Source organism: Candidatus Limnocylindria bacterium (assembly GCA_036523395.1).
Classification (GTDB): domain Bacteria; phylum Chloroflexota; class Limnocylindria; order P2-11E; family P2-11E; genus CF-39.
In genome coordinates, this window is record DATDEH010000076.1 from 1 (window position 1) to 16644 (window position 16644).

16 protein-coding genes and 1 pseudogene are annotated in these 16644 nt (G+C 68.5%); 3 read left to right on the forward strand and 14 right to left on the reverse strand.

Annotated elements, in window-relative coordinates; genetic code table 11:
• The first annotated feature begins 83 nt into the window (after positions 1-83).
• Complete coding sequence (locus tag VI056_10210; GenBank protein ID HEY6203406.1) at positions 84-275, forward strand: hypothetical protein; 192 nt, start codon at positions 84-86, stop codon at positions 273-275.
• On the opposite strand, the gene VI056_10215 is transcribed toward VI056_10210, so the two are convergent.
• The 3 genes from VI056_10215 to VI056_10225 are packed head-to-tail and all read right to left on the reverse strand — an operon-like array spanning position 247 to position 3024.
• A complete protein-coding gene (locus tag VI056_10215) occupies positions 247-1452 on the reverse strand; it encodes an acetyl-CoA C-acyltransferase (protein HEY6203407.1) in 1206 nt (401 codons plus the stop codon). The two genes, VI056_10210 and VI056_10215, sit on opposite strands and share 29 nt — an antisense overlap.
• Positions 1453-1456: 4 nt before the next feature.
• Positions 1457-2254 carry an enoyl-CoA hydratase-related protein gene (locus VI056_10220; GenBank protein HEY6203408.1) on the reverse strand — a complete coding sequence of 266 codons (798 nt, stop codon included), beginning with the start codon at positions 2252-2254 and terminating at the stop codon, positions 1457-1459.
• The gene (locus tag VI056_10225) at positions 2251-3024 is read right to left on the reverse strand and encodes an enoyl-CoA hydratase-related protein (GenBank protein ID HEY6203409.1); all 774 of its coding nucleotides are present in this window, start codon (positions 3022-3024) and stop codon (positions 2251-2253) included. Before VI056_10225 ends, VI056_10220 begins: the two co-directional genes overlap by 4 nt.
• 113 nt (positions 3025-3137) lie before the next feature.
• Here VI056_10225 and VI056_10230 point away from each other — a divergent pair, with 113 nt between their 5' ends.
• The gene (locus VI056_10230) at positions 3138-4988 is read left to right on the forward strand and encodes an EAL domain-containing protein (GenBank protein HEY6203410.1); all 1851 of its coding nucleotides are present in this window, start codon (positions 3138-3140) and stop codon (positions 4986-4988) included.
• On the opposite strand, the gene VI056_10235 is transcribed toward VI056_10230, so the two are convergent.
• Genes VI056_10235 through VI056_10265 form a run of 7 tightly spaced genes read right to left on the reverse strand, consistent with a single transcriptional unit; the run spans position 4985 to position 12983 of the window.
• The gene (locus VI056_10235; GenBank protein ID HEY6203411.1) at positions 4985-5839 is read right to left on the reverse strand and encodes a DNA-formamidopyrimidine glycosylase family protein; all 855 of its coding nucleotides are present in this window, start codon (positions 5837-5839) and stop codon (positions 4985-4987) included. The two genes, VI056_10230 and VI056_10235, sit on opposite strands and share 4 nt — an antisense overlap.
• Positions 5839-6804 carry a phosphotransferase gene (locus VI056_10240; GenBank protein ID HEY6203412.1) on the reverse strand — a complete coding sequence of 322 codons (966 nt, stop codon included), beginning with the start codon at positions 6802-6804 and terminating at the stop codon, positions 5839-5841. Before VI056_10240 ends, VI056_10235 begins: the two co-directional genes overlap by 1 nt.
• Positions 6805-6826: 22 nt before the next feature.
• Entirely contained in the window at positions 6827-8740 is a 1914-nt protein-coding gene (locus tag VI056_10245; GenBank protein ID HEY6203413.1) for an acetate--CoA ligase, read from the reverse strand.
• Positions 8740-10329, reverse strand: coding sequence for a benzoate-CoA ligase family protein (locus tag VI056_10250; protein HEY6203414.1), 1590 nt, complete (start codon positions 10327-10329; stop codon positions 8740-8742). Before VI056_10250 ends, VI056_10245 begins: the two co-directional genes overlap by 1 nt.
• 7 nt (positions 10330-10336) lie before the next feature.
• On the reverse strand, positions 10337-10561 hold the full coding sequence (locus VI056_10255) for a hypothetical protein (GenBank protein ID HEY6203415.1): 225 nt from the start codon (positions 10559-10561) through the stop codon (positions 10337-10339).
• Entirely contained in the window at positions 10558-11472 is a 915-nt protein-coding gene (locus tag VI056_10260) for a cation diffusion facilitator family transporter (GenBank protein ID HEY6203416.1), read from the reverse strand. The genes VI056_10255 and VI056_10260 overlap by 4 nt, the downstream gene beginning before the upstream one ends.
• Positions 11473-11489: 17 nt before the next feature.
• Complete coding sequence (locus VI056_10265; protein ID HEY6203417.1) at positions 11490-12983, reverse strand: MBL fold metallo-hydrolase; 1494 nt, start codon at positions 12981-12983, stop codon at positions 11490-11492.
• A 65-nt stretch (positions 12984-13048) separates the two neighbouring features.
• On the opposite strand from VI056_10265, the gene VI056_10270 reads away from it, so the two are divergent.
• Entirely contained in the window at positions 13049-14050 is a 1002-nt protein-coding gene (locus VI056_10270; GenBank protein HEY6203418.1) for a Rossmann fold nucleotide-binding protein, read from the forward strand.
• Here VI056_10270 and VI056_10275 read toward each other — a convergent pair.
• From VI056_10275 to VI056_10290, 4 genes and pseudogenes are all read right to left on the reverse strand, one after another.
• Complete coding sequence (locus VI056_10275; GenBank protein HEY6203419.1) at positions 13998-14765, reverse strand: CoA-transferase; 768 nt, start codon at positions 14763-14765, stop codon at positions 13998-14000. The genes VI056_10270 and VI056_10275 overlap by 53 nt on opposite strands.
• Positions 14765-15283 (reverse strand): YIP1 family protein, encoded by a 519-nt coding sequence (locus VI056_10280; protein HEY6203420.1) that lies wholly within the window; start codon positions 15281-15283, stop codon positions 14765-14767. Before VI056_10280 ends, VI056_10275 begins: the two co-directional genes overlap by 1 nt.
• Before the next feature lie 11 nt (positions 15284-15294).
• A pseudogene (locus VI056_10285) lies at positions 15295-16158 on the reverse strand (CoA-transferase).
• A 129-nt stretch (positions 16159-16287) separates the two neighbouring features.
• Positions 16288-16644, reverse strand: a 357-nt coding sequence (locus tag VI056_10290) for an enoyl-CoA hydratase-related protein (GenBank protein ID HEY6203421.1), incomplete at its 5' end; no start/stop codon positions are given.

Genomic DNA, 16644 nt, shown 5'->3' on the forward strand with positions numbered 1-16644 from the left:
AGCAACCTGCTCGTCGTCCTCTGCAGCGAGCAGAACACGCAGCCAGTCGTGAACACGGGCAGCCTGTACACCTAGATCGGGCCGTGGCAGAGAAGAAGGCCTATCTCCTGCGCCTCGACGCGCAGCTGCACGACGCACTGCAGAAGTGGGCCGCCGACGAGCTGCGCAGCGTGAACGCCCAGATCGAGTTCGCGCTCCGCAGGGCTATGCAGGATGCGGGTCGTATGCCGGCGGGGCCGCCCCCGGCTAGGCCGACTCGCGCTCGAAAAGCGTAGCCAGGCCCTGCCCTACGCCGATGCACAGCGTCGCGATGCCGTAGTGGCCGCCGCGCCGCTCGAGCTCGCGCAGCACGGTGCCGGCCAGCCTCGCCCCGGACATCCCGATCGGATGGCCGATCGCGATCGCGCCGCCGTTGGGGTTCGTGCGGTCGTCCGGCAGATGGAGCGCGCGGATGCACGGGATCACCTGCGCGGCGAACGCCTCGTTGAGCTCGATCGCGTCGCACGCGTCGGGAGCGATGCCGGTCCGTGCGACAAGCTTCCGCACCGCGGGGATCGGGCCGAGGCCCATGTAGTCGGGATGCACGCCGGCCGACGCCGCGGCGACGACGCGCCCCAGCGCGCGGAGGCCGAGCTCCTCCGCCTTCTCGCGCGAGGCGATGATGAGCGCCGCCGCACCGTCGTTGATGCCCGATGAGTTGCCGGCCGTCACGGTACCGTCGCTCTTGAACGCGGGCTTGAGCTTCGCGAGCTTCTCCACTGTCGAGTCCGGCCGCGGATGTTCGTCCTCGTGGACCAGCGCAGTCCCGTTGTGCACACCGGCGATCTCGGCGGTGAAGAAGCCGTCCGCTTTCGCCTTCGCGTAGCGCTGCTGGCTGCGTGCCGCGTACTCGTCCTGCTCCGCGCGGGTTACCTTCTCCTTCGCACGAACGTTCTCCGCGGTCTCGCCGAGCGAGATCGGGTGATAGCCGAGATCGACCATGCGCGGATTCACCAGGCGCCAGCCGAGCGTGGTGTCGAAGAGCACGCGCTCGCCGCGGGGGAAGGCTTCCGACGGCTTGAGCGTGACCTGCGGCGCCCGGGTCATGCTCTCGACCCCGCCCGCGATCACGACGTTGGCCTCACCGTCGCGAATGCGCCGCGCCGCGTCGTTGATCGCTTCGAGGCCCGAACCGCAGAGGCGATTCACGGTCAGACCGGGCACCGAGTCGGGAAGGCCGGCGAGGAGCGCGGCCATGCGGCCGACGTTGCGGTTGTCCTCGCCGGATTGGTTCGCCGCGCCGAACACGACCTCGTCCACCTGATCGTCGCCGATGTCGGTGTGTTCGAGGACCGCCCGGATCACGTGCGACGCGAGGTCGTCGGGGCGGACCTGCGCGAGGCCGCCACCGTAGCGGCCGATGGGGGTGCGCACGTAGCCGAGGACGACGGCGTCCCGCGGATGGCGGCTCATCTTTCTATCTTCCCTCGAACTTCGCGGCGGTCTTCGCCCTGAACGCACGCACGCCCTCGGCGTAGTCGCGCGTGCGGCCGGCGCGATCCTGCAGCGACGACTCGAGCTCGAGGAACGCCGCGAAGTCGCGGTCCCACGCGGCGCTCAGTCCTTCCTTTGAAAGTGCGTACGCCACGGTGGCGCCCTCGGCCAGCGCCTGGGCGTACTTGCGCCACCCGTCGGCGAACTCCGCGTCCGGCCACACCCGCGTGACGAGGCCGATCCGGAGCGCTTCGTCCGCGCTCACCGGGTCACCGGTCAGGACCATGTCCGTGGCACGTCCCCAACCGACGATGCGCGGAAGGAAATACGCGGACCCGGCGTCGGGCACGAGGCCGACGCGCGTCCACGCCGCGCGGAACGACGCCGACGCTGACGCGACGCGCACGTCGCACGCGACGGCGATGCCGAGTCCGGCGCCGGCGACGACACCGTTCACCGCTGCCACGACAGGCTTACGCATCTCGCGGAGCGCCGCGATGAGCGGGTGGTAGCGGCGGCGCAACTCGTCGCCCAGGTGCAGCTCGGCGCCCGCGTCGATCTGCATCGCGCGGTCCCGGAGATCCTGTCCGGCGGAGAAGGCGCGTCCTGCGCCGGTGATGACGACCGCGCGGACGGAGTCGTCGGACCCCGTATCGGCGATCGCGGCAGAGAGCGCGCTCGTGAGCGTTTCGTCGAACGCGTTGAGCACGTCCGGCCGGTCGAGCGTGATCACCGCGAGCGCGCCCTCGCGTTCGACACGGATCGGGGCTCGCGTCGTCACTTTCCTTTGAAGCTGGGCTTGCGCTTGTTCACGAAAGCGTCGACGCCTTCCTTCTTGTCCTCGGTCGCGAAGAGGAGGTAGAAGGCTTTGCGCTCGAATTCGAGACCGGCGTCGAGCGTCGAGTTCCACGCCAGATCGACCGCCTCGGTCGCGAGCCGCGCGGCGACCGGCGCCTTCTCGGCGATCGTGCGTGCCAGCGCCTTCGCGTCCTGCAGCCAGCTCACCGCGGGGTAGACCTGCGCCACGAGGCCGATCGCCTTCGCCTCCTGCGCTCCCACGAAGCGGCCCGTCAGGATGATCTCGTTCGCGACCCACTTCCCCACCGCGCGCGTGAGCCGCTGCGTGCCGCCCGCGCCGGGGATGATCCCGAGGTTGATCTCGGGCTGGCCGAACTTCGCTGTCTCAGAGGCGACGATGATGTCGCAGATCATCGCGAGCTCGCAGCCTCCGCCGAGCGCGAAGCCCGACACCGCCGCGACGATCGGGGTCTTCACGCGGCGGATCGCTTCCCAGCGCGAGGTCAGATCCTGCGCGAGCATCGTCACCGGCGTCGCCGTCACGAAGTTCTCCTTGATGTCCGCGCCGGCGGCGAACGCGCGTTCGTTGCCCGCGAGAACGATGCAGCGGATCTCCGGATCGTCGTCCAGCGCCGCCAGCTCGGTCACAAGCTCGCCGAGTACCTCTTCATTAAGGGCATTCAGGACGTCCGGCCGGTTGAGCTGGACGACCGCGATCGGCGGCTCGCGCGTCACCAGGACGGTGTTCGGCACTGCTGACCCTCCCGCGTGGAACTCGCGCAAGTATGCGCGACCGGCTTGATACCGCAGGCACCCGGCGGCGGAGACTCAAGCGCGCGTCCGCCCATTAGCCTCATCGGTCCGGGGTGGCCGTTGTGGAGGATGCGCTGTTCGAGGACCGTCGTCTGGAGCGAACGCTCCAGGTGGCGCGGCTTGCGGGCGCCCTCCTGGTCTTCGCTCTCGGGCCCCTCTTCCCGAGCCTCGCGCCGAGCCACGTGCTCGCTCTCGGCGCCGGCCTGCTCGCGTGGACGCTCGTCAACACGCGGCTCGTTGAGGCCGCGCGCACCGCCGCAGGGTACGAACGGGTCGCGCGCTTCAGCTTCGTCGTCGACTCGTCGGTCGTCGTGTACGCGATCTGGGTGTTCGCCGCGGACCCGCAGTGGATCGCGTGGGTCGTCGGAGTGCTCATCATCATCGGATCCGCTTTCCGCTTCGGGCGGCTCGGCGCGCTCGCCTCGACCGTCATCCTGACCGTCGCGTACCTCGTCATCGTCGGGTGGCGGCTGCAAACGTATGGCTACAACATCGAGCTCCAGCGCGTCGCGTTCGCGGTATCCCTGTATCTCATGACCGCCCTCATCATGTCGGGCGCGATACGCGAGCTGCTCGAGCTGCGGAAACAGCGTGAGTACCAGCTCTTCCACGATCTGCTTACCGGTCTGCCGAACCGCGCCCTCCTCATCGAGCGCCTGCAGCAGCAGCTCCTTCGCCAACCGCGCACCGGCGAGTCCGTCGCGCTGCTGGTGATGGACCTGACCGACTTCAAGGCGGTCAACGACAGCCTCGGTCACAACGTCGGCGACGAGCTGCTCCGCCAGGTCGGTCCCCGGCTCACGGCGAGCCTCCGCACCGCCGACACCGTGGCGCGCCTCGGCGGTGACGAGTTCGCGATCCTCCTTCCCGGCACGGACGAGACCGGCGCCGCGCGCGTCGCGCAGAAGATGCTCGCCGCGCTCGAGCAGGCGTTCCCGCTCGAGGGCGAGACGCTCGACATCGGGGCAAGCGTCGGCGTCGCCGTCGCACCGGCGCACGCCACGCAGGCGGATCAACTGCTGTCGCGCGCCGACGTGGCGATGTACAGCGCGAAGGGATCCCTCACCGGGCTCTCGGTGTTCTCGGCGGAGCACGAGAAGGACGGCGCCGGGCGGCTCGCGCTCATGTCCGACCTCCGCCGCGCCGTCGATGAGGGCGAGCTCATGCTCTATTACCAGCCGCAGATCGATCTCCGCACCGGCGCCATGACCAGCGTTGAGGCGCTCGTGCGCTGGATGCACCCGAAGCGCGGCCTCGTCGGCCCCGACGAGTTCATCCCGCTCGCGGAGCGCACCGGTCTCATCAAGCGTCTCACGCGCACCGTGCTCACCGAGGCGATCCGTCAGGCGCGCGCGTGGGAGCTCGCCGGTCTGCGCGTGCCGATCGCGGTGAACCTCTCGATGCGCAACATCCACGACCCGCAGCTGCCACAGACGATCGCACAGCTGCTGCAGCGCTGGGACGCACGGCCCGATCTGCTCCGCCTTGAGATGACCGAGACGGTGCTCGCGGCGGACCCGCAGCGCGCGCTCCAAACGATGGACTCGCTGCGCGCGATGGGTGTGCACATCGCGCTCGACGACTTTGGGATCGGCTACTCGTCGCTCGCGTACCTCAATCGGCTACCGCTCGATGAGATCAAGATCGATCGGTCGTTCGTTATCGGCATGATCGACGACCAATCGAGCGCGACCATCGTGCGCGCAACGGTGGAACTCGGACACGGCCTCGGTTACGGAGTCGTCGCGGAGGGCGTCGAGAACGCCGAAACGCGCCAGCGCCTCAGCGCGCTCGGGTGCGACGCGATCCAGGGCTTCCTCGTCGCCCGACCGATGCCCGCCGACCAGACCGCGGAGTGGATCGGAAAGGCCGGCCTCCCGACCGTCGCGACGATCGCCAACTAGCGCAGCTGCCCCTTCGGGGGCGGCTGGCATTTCGGGCACACGAACATCTCATCGAGCCCGTGACGCGTCCGCACGATCTTCGTGCCGCATCGTGCGCACGGATCGCCCACTTTCCCGCGGATCTTCATGTGGGTGCGGATCTTCGTTCCCAGCGCAGGCGGCAGCTCGTGCTCGACGACCTCGACCGCTCGCGCGAGCGTTTCACGCAGTGCTCCATACAGCCGGTCGAGGTCGCCGTCGTCGAGCGTCGAGACCCGGCGCTTCGGATGCAGCTTCGCCTGCCACAGGATCTCGTCGGCGTACGCGTTCCCGATGCCCGCGATGAAGTCGCCACTCATGAGCAGATTGCGCAGCTCGCGTCGCGTCGCCTTCGCACGCGCGGCGAACTCGTCCGCATTCCACGGCAGCGCGCCGGCCTCAGGCCCCTGGCGGTCGAAGCCAGGCAGGTCGGCGGTGCTCGCTCCGGCTTCGACGAGATACACCTTGCCCATCCGCGTGTCGTCGCGGTAGCGCAGGTCCCGAGTGTCCGTCAGCGGCGCGCCTGATCCGATGCCGTCGAAGGTGAGCGCGAATGCGGTCGTCGCGCGGATCTTGGTCTCGGTCGGGACGATGTCGAAGAGGCCGGAGAGCATCGGATTGATGACGAGCCGCGTGTTGTCATCGAAGACGAGGGTGAGGAATCGGCCGCGGTGCACGACATCGTTCAGCGCGCAGCCTTTGAGCGCCTCCGGCAGCGGCCGCGTCGCCCGCAGGACGAGCGGATCGTGGACGCGGACGGCGGTGACATGTTTCCCCACGAACGCCGTGGCGAGCCGGCCGCGCAGAACGTGAAGGTCGGGCCACTCCGGCACTAGTCGGCCACCGCGGCGAGCCACGTCGGCTCCGGCAGCGCGAGCCGCCTGGCGGCCCACGCGAGCGAGACCTTCAGCTGAGCACGCTGAAACGAGCGCACGCGGGGCACGCCGGGGATCGGCGGACGCCAGGCTTTGTCCGCGAAGTAGCCGGCGATCCCCGCGACCGACGCATCGAGGTGGGAGTCGCGTAGCGGAAGGATTTCCGCGTACCAGGCCATCGTCCGTTCGACAGATGGTCCGCCCTCGGTCTCGGTGGCCTGTGCGAACCCGGCGGCATCGATCTCGTGAGGACCGACGCTCGCGAAGTTCCAGTCGAACATCCGCAGCTGTTCTCCCTGCAGACGCGTGTTGTCCGAGCGTGTATCGAAGTGGAGAAGCGAATGCGGCGCTCGGAGTCGCACAAGGCGCTCGGCGTTTTCGCGCAGCGCGGGCAGCGCAACGTCGAGCCACTCGCGCGCCTCATCGGCGCGGCGCCGCGCGAGAGCGGCGGTCTTCGTAAGCTCGCCGCTCTCGGACAGGCTTCGCCAATTGCCCGCGAAGTCGTGATGCTCGGTCCGGGACAGCCAGCGCGGGAGCGGCCGGCCGTGCGTGCTCGCGTGGAACTTCGCGAACGAGCGCGCGGACCGACGCGCCTTGGCTGGGGACCACGGCGGCATCGTCTGCGGCCCGACGTCCTCGAGGAGCAGCACGTGCCAGTCGAGCCGCTTGAAGGCCCCTAGAAATGCGGGCGCCCATGGGTGGATGTAGCCGTCAAGCTCGCGATACACGCGTTCCTCACGCGGTAGCGCGCCGCGCATGTACTCGTTGCTCGTGGCGCTGACTCCCTTGAAGAACGCGGGACGGCCGTCCGCGAGGACCATGCGGAACGTGGCGGACGGCGCGTAGCCGCCGTAGACACGGGCTGCGCGCACGACCGGTGAGCCGAGGATCCGCGCCACATCGTCCTTTACCTCGCGAGGCACCGCGGACCAGGGTGGCTTCGGCTCAGCTCCCCGTCGTGACACTCGCCCGCATCTGCTCCCACGCTTCGCGCGCTTCCTCGACCGAGCCCTCGTCCTCGATCGTGGAGATATCGCCGGGATCCTTGCCGAGGATCACGGCCTTCAAGACGCGTCGCATGATCTTGCCGCTGCGCGTCTTGGGCAGCATGTCGACAAAGTTGAGCTCCCCGATCACCGCGATCGGACCGAGCTCGGAGCGGACCGTCGCGAGCAGCTCTTTCTTCAGCGCTTCGGACGGAGCGTGGCCCTGCTTGAGCACGACGAACGCGGAGATCACCATTCCGCGCAGCTCGTCCGGGCGGCCGGTGACGCCGGCCTCGGCGACCGCGGGACTGCGGAGGAACGCGGTCTCGACCTCGATCGTCCCGATGCGGTGGTCGGCGATCTTGATGATCTCGTCGGCGCGCCCCGAGAACCAGACGTAGCCGTCCGCGTCGATCGAGGTCGCATCGCCGGTGAAGTACACGGTCTTCCCGGGGACCTTCTCCCAGTAGTCCTTCGCGTAGCGCTCGGGCTCCGCCCAGAGCCGCGCGGTGAGACCGGGGAACGGACGCTTGATAACGAAGATGCCCTTCTCTCCGGGCTTCATCTCGTTTCCGTCGCCGTCGACGACCGCGGCCTCGATGCCCGCGAGCGGAACGCCGCCCGACCCCGGTTTGATCGGCAGCAGCGCGACGCCGTAGGGATTGCCGACGACCGGCCCGCCGGTCTCGGTCTGCCAGTAATGGTCGATGACGGGGATGCGGTCGCCGAGCGCTTCCTTCTGGAACCACTCCCACGCCGGCGCGTTCAGGACCTCGCCCGCGCAGAACACGCGCTCGAGCGAGGTCAGGTCGTGCTTCTTCGCCGGAACGCTGCCGTAACGCATGAGGAGCCGCACCGCGGTCGGCGACGTGAAGACGCCGGTCACGTGGTGCCGCTCGATGATCCGGTAGAAGGTCTCGGCGTCGGGATGATCGAGCGCGCCTTCATAGGCGATCGTCGCGCATCCCACGAGCAGCGGCCCGAACACGATGTATGAGTGACCGACGACCCAGCCGATGTCCGAGGTCGACCACCACACGTCAGCCGGCCGTAGGCCGAACATCCACTTCGCCATGCTGTGGACGTAGACCTGATACCCGCCGTGGGTATGCACCGCGAGCTTCGGCTTCGCGGTCGTACCCGAGGTCGCGAGGATGTACGCGGGCTCGTTCGCCTCCATCTCGACATGTGAATCGTCCTGGCCCGCGGCACCGCGCAGGAACTCGTCCCAGGTGATGTCGCGGCCCGCGGCCATCGCGACCGCGGCGGATCCGCGCTTCAGCACGATGATCCGCTCGACGCTGGGCGAGCCCGCGACGGCTTCGTCGACGATCTGCTTGAGCGGGACGTCCTTGCCCTTGCGATACGTGACGTCGGTCGCGAACACCGCGCGCGCGCCCGCCAGACGGACGCGCTCCCCGAGCGCGCCGGCGCCGAAGCCGGCGAAGACGACGATGATCACCGCGCCGATGCGGACCGCGCCGAGCATCAGCACGATCGCCTCGGCGCAGGTCGGCATGTAGATCGCGATCCGGTCGCCCTTCTTGATCCCGAGTCCGCGGAGCGCCGCCCCGACGCGTTTGACCTCGTCGTGCAGCTGTGCGTACGTGTACGTCCGCTGCTCGCCGCGCTCGTTCTCGGTGATGAGCGCGGTGTGCGCGCCCGCGCCGGTCTTCACGTGGTGGTCGACGCAGTTGTACGCGAGGTTCGAGAGGCCGCCGCGGTACCAGCGGAACGTCGGCGGCTCCCAGTCGAGCACGCGCTCCCATTTGCGGAACCACGGCAGCGCCTCCGCTGCGCGTCCCCAGAAGCCCTCGGGATCCTCGGTCGCCTCGCGCTTCCACGCAGCGACCTTGGGATGCAGCGCGCCCATTAGCCGCCGCCCAGCTCGCGGAGCTTGAACCGCTGGATCTTGCCGGTCGCGGTCTTGGGCAGCTCGTCGACGAACTCGATCCAGCGCGGGTACTTGTACGGCGCGATGCGCGTCTTCACGAACTGCTTGAGCTCCTCGGCCAGCGCGTCGCTGGGCTTCTGGCCCTGCTTGAGTAACACGAATGCCCGTGGCTTGGTGAGCTCGTCCTTGTCCTTCGCGCCGACCACGCCGCACTCGAGCACCGCCGCGTGCTCCATCAGCGCCGCCTCGACCTCCGCCGGAGACACCCACTGCCCCGAGACCTTGAGCATGTCGTCAGCCCGTCCCTCGTACGTGTAGTAGCCGTCGGCGTCGAGGTGATATTTGTCGCCGGTGACCGTCCACTCGCCGCGGAACGTCGCCTTCGACTTCTCGTGCTTGTTCCAGTAGAAGGCGCAGCACGAATCGCCCGAGACGTGGAGGTTCCCCGTCTCGCCCGCGCCGAGCTCGCGCCCGTCGTCGTCGACGATCTTCGCCTTGTATCCCGGCACCACCGTGCCGCTCGTGCCGCCGCGCGCCTGTCCCGGCCGGTTGCAGATGAAGATGTGGAGCATCTCCGTCGAGCCGATGCCGTCGAGGATCTCGATGCCGAAGCGTTTCTTCCACGCGTCGAAGAGCGGCTTAGGCAGCGACTCGCCCGCGGAGACGCAGAAACGCAGCGACGACAGGTCGTATTTGAAGTCGGCCTCCGGATACGCGAGGAGCGCGGCATAGAAGGTGGGCGCGGTGTACATCACCGTCGGCCGCTCGGTCGTGACCAGCCCGTAGACGAGATCGGGGGTGGCGCGCTCCGGTTTGTAGACGACCGACGCGCCGTAACGCATCGGCACGAAGACGCCGTTGCCAAGACCGTAGGCGTGGAAGAGCGGCGACACCGTGAAGTAGCGGTCCGCGTCGGTGCAGCCCAGAACGTGACGCCCGAGCGTCTCCGCCGAATAGATCATGTCGTGCTGCAGATGCACCGCACCCTTCGGGAAGCCGGTGGTGCCCGATGAGTACAGCCAGAAGCACATGTCGTCGGGCGTCGTCGGAGCCGGGTCGAGCTCGTCGTCGGCCGCGGCGAGCGCCGCCTCGAACGACGTGACGCCGTCCGGGAGCGCGCCGTCGAGCGGCGTCGTGCCCGACGTCGTCACGAGGATGTGCCGCAGCCGCGGGCAGTCCTTGCGGATCTCCAGCACCTTGGGGAGGAGCGGCGCGCTGACGACGACCGCGACGGCGCGGCTGTCGCGCAGGATGTACGCGAGGTCGCGCGAGATGAGGAGGGTATTCGCCGGCACCGGGATCGCGCCGAGCTTGATCGCGCCGAAGAACGCGTAGACGAAGGCCGGCGAGTCGAGACACAGGATGACGACGCGGTCCTCGATGTCGATGCCGAGCTCGCGCAGCGCGTTGCCGCAGCGGTCGACGTTCCGCGCCATGTCTCCGTAGGTGACGGAGGCGCCCTGGCAGCGGATCGCGACAGCGTCTGGCCGCTCCGCCCGATGCGCGTCGACGTAGGTCTCGGCCGCGTTGTACCGCTCGCCAAGCTCCGGCAATCGCAGCTCCCCCACCCGCGGATTATCGCCGCAGTGTTTCGAGCACGGCCAGCGCCGCGATGCGGCCCTCGTGCAGACGCGTTCCGTCCCAGATCGCCGGGACGCTGCGACCTCCGTGGCGGGCGAACGCCTCGGCTCCGTCGGTATCGACGTTCTGGAAATCGACCTGCGGTTTGATGCCCAGCTCCACGACGCGGCGCCGGACCGCGGCCGATTCGGGATCGTCGATGCGGTGGTACAGGATCACGCGTACGCGGGCGCGAGCTCGATGAAGGAATCCGTCACCTCGGGATGCTCGCGCCGCAGACGATCGCGGAGCCGGACCATGAGTCGCTCCACCTGACCGGCGGGGATCTCGTCACGGACCGAGACACGCGCCATGACGAGCAGCTGGTCCGTGCCGATCTGGACCGCGACAAGCTCGATGATCCTGTCGATGTACGGCTCGCTCGCGATCGTCGCCTCTAGCGCGCCGCGCACTCGCTCCGGTGGCGCCTGGCCGACGATGAGGCCGCGCGCGCCCCACGCCAGCTGGTACGCGACGTAAATGAGGACGAGGCCGATGACGCCACTCGCGACGGCGTCGAAGACGTGGTCGCCGGTGGCGACGGTGAGGGCGAGCCCGACGATCGCGACGGTGAGCCCGGTGATCGCAGCGCTGTCCTCGTAGAGGACCGTTCGCAGGGCCGGATCCTGGAGCTGCCGAAGAAAAGAACGCACCGGCACGCCCGCTTCGCGCGCGGCGTGGCGCAGCTCGCGGACGGCGACGCTCAGCGAGAACATCTCGAAGACGGTCGAGAGGCCGAGCACGATGAACCCCACCGTCGCCCGCTCGATCTCGTGCGGGTGCGCGAGGCGATCGTACGCCTGATAGATCGAGAACACCCCGCCACCGAAGAACAAAAAGAGCGCGACCACCAGCGCCCAGAAGTAGCCCTCCTTGCCGTGACCAAGGGGATGGCGCGCCGTCGCGGGCTGCTCGCTTCGACGCAGACCGACGTAGAGGAGGAGCTGGTTGAGCGAGTCGGCGATGGAGTGCGCGGTCTCGGCCAGCAGCGCGCCCGAGCCGGTCATCGCCGCGGCCACACCCTTGGTGATCGCGATCGCCAGGTTGCCGGCGAACGCCGCGATGATCGCGCGTGTGGTGCCGTCGGACACGTTCGGTGGACTGCCTTCTACGTCAGCTCGACGCTGTCGCGCCAGCCAGGGACCGCCGTCGCAAAGCCAAGAGCGCGAACTTTCGGTTCGAAGGCCGCCTGCGCTGCGGGATCGCCGTGCACGATGAACGTCGTGCGAGGCTTCTTGGTGAAATTCCGCAGCCAAGCAAGGAGCTCGGGCTCGTCGGCGTGTGCGGAGAATCCGCTGATCGAGCGCACCTGGCAAGCGACGTCGAGGTCTTGTCCGTCGATGCGCACTCGCTTCGCACCCTGCTGGAGCTGTGCGCCAAGCGTGCCATCGCCCTGATAACCGACGAAGAGCAGCGTCATCGCCGGATCGCCGACGAGCGCCTTGACGTGCTGAACGATCCGGCCACCGGTGATCATCCCGTTGGAGGCAACGACCATGAGCGGTCGCGCCGCCTGCTCGATCGCGAGAGAGTCCTTCTGGTTGGTGGTCATGATGGCGTCCGGATAGTCGATCGGCGCGTCGTGCCGTGCGATGAGCGCCCGGGCGTCGTCGTCGAAATACTCGAGATACGCCCGATAGATGTCGCTGGCTTTCTGGGCCATCGGTGAATCGAGGTACAGCGGCAGGTGCGGGATGGTTCCGGCGCTGAGCAGCCGGTCCAGCTCATAGACGATCTCCTGGGTCCGTCCGATCGCGAACGCGGGCATGAGGAGCACGCCCTTCGCGTCACCGGTCAGCTTCACCGCCTCGCCGAGCAGTCGGATCGCCTCCTCCTGAGGCTCGTGCGTCTTGCCGCCGTACGTCGACTCGATGAGCAGGTAATCCGCGGTCGTGACCACGGTCGGGTCGCGGATGATCGGCGAGCCAGGCCGGCCGACGTCGCCACTGAAGACGATCGTGAGCCCTCGGTCGCGCTCCATGACGCGGACGCGGATGATCGCCGAGCCCAGGATGTGGCCCGCGTCCAGGAACGTCGCGGTGATGCCCGGCGCGACCTCAACTTCCGCCCCGTAGTCGATGCCGTGGAAGAGTCCGAGCGCGGTATTGGCGTCATCGACGGTGTAGAGCGGTGCGCGCAGCGCGGTCACGGCTTCCGGCGATGCCTCCCGCGTCGCGGCCGCAGGATCTTCCCTGGTCGCGGCTGCGATCTCGGCCGTGGTCGCTTCGTCCTCCGCCGCGGCACGCTCAGGGTTGCGGGCGGCGAATCTCTGATGGCTCTTCGCAGCTTCCTCCTGGAGCTTGGCGGAATCCAACAGCACCAGTCGGGTGAGGTCAACGGTGCCCTTGGTCGCGTAGATCGGCCTCCGGAATCCGGAAGCCGCCAGGTGTGGGATGAGCCCGCAATGATCGAGATGCGCGTGCGTGAGGAGCAGCGCGTCGATCTCACGCGGCTGGTAGGCGAATGGCACGCGGTTGCGGATCACGTCGTGAGGGCTCCCTTGGAACATGCCGCACTCGATGACCACGTGCGCCCGGTCGGTCTCAAGCAGATATTGCGAACCCGTCACCGTGCGCGTCGCGCCAAGAAAGGTCAGACGCATCTCGGCCATCATGGCATCTGCGCCGGACGTGGGGCGCCGAGAGCGATCCGCGTAGGCTGAACGTCTTGGCGCCCCTTGCGCGACCGGAGCCCTTCGACCCCCTGCGGAAAGGCTTGTACACCGGCGACGAGCTGATGCAGGGATACACACGGGCGAACCCGGAGGGTGCGCTTGATCGGAAGATCGCTCGTTACTTCGAAGCCGCGGGCGGCCGCAACCCGGCCTCAGCGGCGGCGGCCATCGCCCAGCGACTCCACGATTTCGGCATCGACCGCGCCCTGACCGCATGGCTCGAGGGGACCGGCGGCACTGTCCCCAAGGTCGTGGGTCTGATGGGCAGCCACGCGACGCCGCGCACCGATCCGGAGTACGCATCCGTCGCGGAGCTCGGGTGGCGGCTGGCGCGCGCCGGCTTTCTCGTGGCGACCGGAGGCGGACCCGGACTCATGGAGGCCGCGAACCTGGGGGCCTACCTCTCGAGGTATGCGGAGCCAGAGGTCCTGGGTCGCGCGGTGGCGGTCCTGCGACAAGCACCCGCATTCGAATCCGACCACGCTCGGTACATCGAAGCGACGCGCCAAGTGCTCGCTGATTTTCCGGATGGCACGGACAGCCTTGGCGTACCGACCTGGGTCTACCCCGACGAACCGGTGAACCTTTTCAGCTCGCACATCGCGAAGTACTTCTCCAACAGCATGCGCGAAGAGGGCCTCATCGCGATCGGCAACCACGGCGTGGTCATCGCGAGCGACACGCCCGGTAGCGTGCGGGAGCTCTTTCAAGCGGCAGAGCAGGACAGCTACTGGGTGGGCGACCGCCGCAGTCCGATCGTCCTCTTCGGTCCGCGCGGCTCCTCGAGTCTCGAGCTTTTGATCGCACACGCGCGACGCGATGGGTACGCGGACGTCGTCAGAACGTTCGAAGATCCGGCGCAGGTCGTCGACTTCTTCGTCCGCACACCCCCTTTGATCAGGCAGTCCGTGGCGCCGACGAAACTTGGTGCTGCCCTGCGGCTCAATCGGCCCCGCGGCGGGTCCAGAAACCCTCGGGGTCGTACTCGCGGATGATGCGCAGCTCGTCCGCGGTCGGCGGCTCTGTCTCGCGAACGCCGTCCGCAACGGTGAGCATCCATCCGGTGTTCGCCGCGATCTCGTCGACCGAGCTCGCCGGGTGATAGGACACGAGCACCGCTTCGCCGGCCACGAACCGGAACACGCCGAGCGTCGTAATGAGGACCGACGGACCGCCACGAGGTAGCCCGACCCGCGCGCGCCATGTGCCGCCCTCGCCGTAGCCCGGCGACGTCACGAAATCGACCCGCTCGCGCAGACGCCGCTTGTCGTGCGCCATGATCACGATGAGCCGGTGGGCAAGACTTGCGATGTCCGCGCCACCGCCGGATCCCGGCAGCTGCACCTTGGGATGCGCGCGATCGTCGCCGATCGCGGTGGTGTTGAGATTCCCATGACGATCGACCTCGGCGCCGCCGATGAAGCCGGCCTCCACCTCGCCGCGCTGTAGGAGTCCCATGAGGTCGATCGTGCGCGCGCACCAGACGGCGCCGGTGACGTTCGGCGGATCCCCCATGGTGTACAGCAGCTCGCGCGATGGCTGGTCTCGCACGACCCCGAGCTCGAAGAGGCCGACCGCGTTCGGTGCGTGAGTGCGCTTCGCCAGGACGAAGGCGATGAGCGGCAGGCGCATGCCCACGAAGACGCGCTCACCGTCGCGGATCTCTCGCGCCGCCTGCGCGACCATGAGCTCGCCCGGCGAGACGTCCACTAGCTCGGGATCAGGTTGGCCGCGATCGTGAGCGCCACCGCGATGACGATGACCTGGCCGATCGCGCTGGCGATCGCGATCCAGATCGCGCGGCCCGTCGAGATGTCGAGCGCCGAGCGCAGCGCGACGATCGTCGCCCCGAGCACCCAGAGACCGACGACCGTCCGGGTGATCGCGGCGAATCCCGGAACGAGCTCGAAGATGATGAGGAAGCGCGGCGTGTTGGCGTACCCCAGCGTGCGCGCGATCTCTCCCCAGCTCGACTTCGTGTCCTTTCCCGGGAACAGCTTCACACCGACGATGTAGGCGATCCACGCGTAGAACGCCCATCCGAGGAACGAGCCGAGCGCTCCGAAGAGTCCGCTCGATGCGCCGGTGAGCACGCCGTTCACGGCCCCGCTCACCAGACTCGTCGCCACAACGATGAACGCTGCCTCGCCCGTCCCCTTCTGGTCGGCCTCGATCTCCTCGTATGTCGCCGTTTGGAGCCGGAGCGCGCCAAGCATCCGGTCAGTCATCGATCCAGCCGTCATTCCCTGCCTCCATCGGAGATCCGCAGCGTCTGCCACCTGGGTCCGAGCTTCCTCAGATACTCGGCCCGGCCATCCACGCCGGTGATCCACTCGGCGGTCCAGGCGTCGAATCCCTCCACCGTTCGCGTGGCGCGATGGTAGTCGTGAAAGAACTCGTGGTCGCGGCCATAGCGACCCTGGAGCGGCGACGGGTGGCACGCCCCCGGCTCCTCGACGACAGCGACGACCTTCATCGCCGGCACGATCGTGCGATTCGGGTCTGCGCCGATGACCTCGCGTGCAACGATCTCCTCGGCGAGCACGATCACCGCCTTCGCCGCGAGCGCAGCCTCCTGGGAGACGCCCCACGGTCCGAGGAGCTGCGCGTTGCCATCGGCATCGGCCTGCTGAACGGCGATGACCGCGATGTCGGGCGTGATCGCCGGGATGAGAAGCAGCGGCGAGCCATCAAAGGGAGAAGTTGCGGCCACGAACGTTCCGTTCGCGCGCGGGATGTCGCTCCCGAGGAGCGTCCTGGTCGGGATGTACGGTGCGCCGAGCGCGCCGGCCAGGAGGGCCTGCGCGATCGTGAAGTTGCTGTGGTCGCGCACCTCGATGCGGCGCGGGATCCCCTGCTCCATCGCGCGACGGTACGCGTGCGCGAGGCCGGCCGAAACGTTGCCGATCCATGCGGCGCTCACGCGCCGGACGCAGCCGGCGCCGATGAGCTGATCGAACGCGATGTCGGAGATCGGCCCGATGAGCTCGAGCTCGCGTCTGCGCTGTCGGATCAGCTCGTGCGCGAACGCGAACGGGATGGCCGGCTCGAGCGCGCACCCGAGCGCGACCGACGCCCCGTCGGGGACGAAGTGCGCGACGGCCTCCGCGAGGCTGACGCGCTTGTCCGTTGCTAGCGTCCCTGCTCAAGCATTCCGCTGCTGCTCGCTCCTAGAGCAGCGCATCGCGGAATGCGTCTTCGGATCCGCTCCTCCGGGCAAAGCCCTCGTCGCTCACCTTCCCTTGTATTCGGGCTTTCGCTTCTCGACGAACGCCTTCACGCCCTCGCGCGCGTCGTCGCTCTTGAAGAGGCGGATGAGCGCCTCTCGTTCGATCGCAAGCCCTTCCGCGAGCGACCGCCCGTAGCCCTGCACCGTCGCGACCTTGATCTGGCCGATCGCGAACGTCGGACCTTCGGCGTACGCGCGCGCGCGATCGAGGGCGACCGTCTGCAGATCCGCCGCTGGCACGAGCTCATCGACGATGCCCGCACCCTTCGCCGCCTGCGGCGACAGCGTCGTGCCGCGCAGCATCAGCTCGAGCGCCCGCTGCCGGCCGATGAGGCGCGGCAGGCGCTGCGTGCCGCCAGT

What these genes read in the sequence shown, in the direction of transcription:
- VI056_10245 (HEY6203413.1), bottom strand. Translation starts at nt 8,740, where the DNA reads ATGGGCGCGCTGCATCCCAAGGTCGCTGCGTGGAAGCGCGAGGCGACC.
- VI056_10265 (HEY6203417.1), bottom strand. Translation starts at nt 12,983, where the DNA reads ATGCGTCTGACCTTTCTTGGCGCGACGCGCACGGTGACGGGTTCGCAA.
- VI056_10215 (HEY6203407.1), bottom strand. Translation starts at nt 1,452, where the DNA reads ATGAGCCGCCATCCGCGGGACGCCGTCGTCCTCGGCTACGTGCGCACC.
- VI056_10280 (HEY6203420.1), bottom strand. Translation starts at nt 15,283, where the DNA reads ATGACTGACCGGATGCTTGGCGCGCTCCGGCTCCAAACGGCGACATAC.